The following is a 2,904-nucleotide window of genomic DNA, read 5'->3' as shown; positions in this document are numbered from 1 at the left end:
GGGAGCGGGGCGGCTGCACGCTGTTGGGTCCTGAAGGACCGGGAGCATTTCCTGGGACTTCGTGGGCTCATCTTTGCGCCGGCCTTTGGTTGGTGGCGGGGTGGGTGCCGCCCGTACTTTGAGAACTACACAGTGGACGCGAGCATCTTAAAGAAGCGAACATAGAACATTTGTTTTATGGCTCATGTGATTTCAAGTCTTTAAGAGCAAACGGTGGATGCCTTGGCATCTGGAGCCGAAGAAGGACGTAGCAATCTGCGATAAGCCTCGGGGAGCTGATAAGCGAGCTTTGATCCGTGGATTTCCGAATGGGGAAACCCCGCCAGGCGTACTTGTGCGACCTGGTGACTCCCGCCTGAATATATAGGGCGGGTAGAGGGAACGTGGGGAAGTGAAACATCTCAGTACCCACAGGAAGAGAAAACAACAGTGATTCCGTGAGTAGTGGCGAGCGAAAGCGGAAGAGGCTAAACCGGGCGTGTGTGATAGCCGGCAGGCGTTGCACGTTCGGGGTTGTGGGACCCGCTTGAACCTTCTGCCGAGGGTTCGACGTGACAGAAGCGTATAGACGAACGGTCTTGAATGGCCGGCCAGAGAAGGTGCCAGCCCTGTAGTTGAAATGCGTGTTCTGGCGTGGTGGGGATCCCAAGTAGCACGGGGCCCGAGAAATCCCGTGTGAATCTGTCAGGACCACCTGATAAGCCTAAATACTCCCAGATGACCGATAGCGGACAAGTACCGTGAGGGAAAGGTGAAAAGTACCCCGGGAGGGGAGTGAAATAGTACCTGAAACCGTTTGCTTACAAACCGTCGGAGCCTCCTCAGCTGGGGTGACGGCGTGCCTTTTGAAGAATGAGCCTGCGAGTTAGCGATACGTGGCGAGGTTAACCCGTGTGGGGTAGCCGTAGCGAAAGCGAGTCTGAATAGGGCGATTCAGTCGCGTGTCCTAGACCCGAAGCGAAGTGATCTATCCATGGCCAGGCTGAAGCGACGGTAAGACGTCGTGGAGGGCCGAACCCACTTAGGTTGAAAACTGAGGGGATGAGCTGTGGATAGGGGTGAAAGGCCAATCAAACTTCGTGATAGCTGGTTCTCTCCGAAATGCATTTAGGTGCAGCGTTGCGTGTTTCTTGCCGGAGGTAGAGCTACTGGATGGCCGATGGGCCCTACCAGGTTACTGACGTCAGCCAAACTCCGAATGCCGGTAAGTGAGAGCGCAGCAGTGAGACTGTGGGGGATAAGCTTCATAGTCGAGAGGGAAACAACCCAGATCGCCAACTAAGGTCCCAAAGCGTGTGCTAAGTGGGAAAGGATGTGGAGTTGCTTAGACAACCAGGAGGTTGGCTTAGAAGCAGCCACCCTTGAAAGAGTGCGTAATAGCTCACTGGTCAAGTGATTCCGCGCCGACAATGTAACGGGGCTCAAGCACACCACCGAAGTTGCGGCATTGACACTTTTGGCAGGCCTTCGTGGTCCAGCCGTGTTGATGGGTAGGAGAGCGTCGTGTGGCCAGCGAAGCGGCGGAGTGATCCAGCCGTGGAGGCCACACGAGTGAGAATGCAGGCATGAGTAGCGAATGACGTGTGAGAAACACGTCCTCCGAAAGACCAAGGGTTCCAGGGTCAAGCTAATCTTCCCTGGGTAAGTCGGGACCTAAGGCGAGGCCGACAGGCGTAGTCGATGGACAACGGGTTGATATTCCCGTACCGGCGAAGAACCGCCCAAACCAATCCAGTGGTGCTAAGCGCCCAAAGCCAGTCACTGTCACCTTCGGGTGACGCCGGCTGGTGGAGCGCGCGACCCCATGCTGGTGCGGTTAGCGTATTAACAGGTGTGACGCAGGAAGGTAGCCCAAGCCAGGCGATGGTTGTCCTGGTGCAAGTGCGTAGGCCGAGAGGTAGGCAAATCCGCCTCTCATACAGGCTGAGACACGATGCGGATAAAAAGTGGGTGATCCTCAGCTGCCGAGAAAAGCATCGACGCGAGGTTCCAGCCGCCCGTACCCCAAACCGACTCAGGTGGTCAGGTAGAGAATACCAAGGAGATCGAGATAATCGTGGTTAAGGAACTCGGCAAAATGCCCCCGTAACTTCGGGAGAAGGGGGGCCCAGCGCGTATTAGGACTTGCTCCGAAAGCGTGTGTGGGCCGCAGAGACCAGTGGGTAGCGACTGTTTATTAAAAACACAGGTCCGTGCCAAGTCGCAAGACGATGTATACGGACTGACGCCTGCCCGGTGCCGGAAGGTTAAGAGGAAGGGTCAGCCGCAAGGCGAAGCTCCGAATTTAAGCCCCGGTAAACGGCGGTGGTAACTATAACCATCCTAAGGTAGCGAAATTCCTTGTCGGGTAAGTTCCGACCTGCACGAATGGCGTAACGACTTCCCAACTGTCTCAACCACGAACTCGGCGAAATTGCATTACGAGTAAAGATGCTCGTTACGCGCAGCAGGACGGAAAGACCCCGTGACCTTTACTACAGCTTGGTATTGGTGTTCGGTGTGGCTTGTGTAGGATAGGTGGGAGACTTTGAAGCGGACACGCCAGTGTTCGTGGAGTCGTTGTTGAAATACCACTCTGGTCACTCTGGATATCTAACTTCGAACCGTGATCCGGTTCAGGGACAGTGCCTGGTGGGTAGTTTAACTGGGGCGGTTGCCTCCCAAAGAGTAACGGAGGCGCCCAAAGGTTCCCTCAACCTGGTTGGCAATCAGGTGGCGAGTGTAAGTGCACAAGGGAGCTTGACTGTGAGACTGACAGGTCGAGCAGGGACGAAAGTCGGGACTAGTGATCCGGCAGTGGCTTGTGGAAGCGCTGTCGCTCAACGGATAAAAGGTACCTCGGGGATAACAGGCTGATCTTGCCCAAGAGTCCATATCGACGGCATGGTTTGGCACCTCGATGTC

Annotated in this window: 1 rRNA gene; it reads left to right on the top strand. The window is 55.6% G+C overall.

Annotated elements, in window-relative coordinates:
* Positions 1-190: 190 nt before the first annotated feature.
* Positions 191-2,904, top strand: a 23S ribosomal RNA gene (locus tag AUV08_RS04605); the annotation flags it as partial.

This window comes from Micrococcus sp. CH7 (assembly GCF_001595485.1).
GTDB classification, from domain to species: domain Bacteria; phylum Actinomycetota; class Actinomycetes; order Actinomycetales; family Micrococcaceae; genus Micrococcus; species Micrococcus luteus.
Note: the sequence above shows the minus strand (reverse complement) of the source record. Positions and strands in the feature narration are given on the sequence as shown.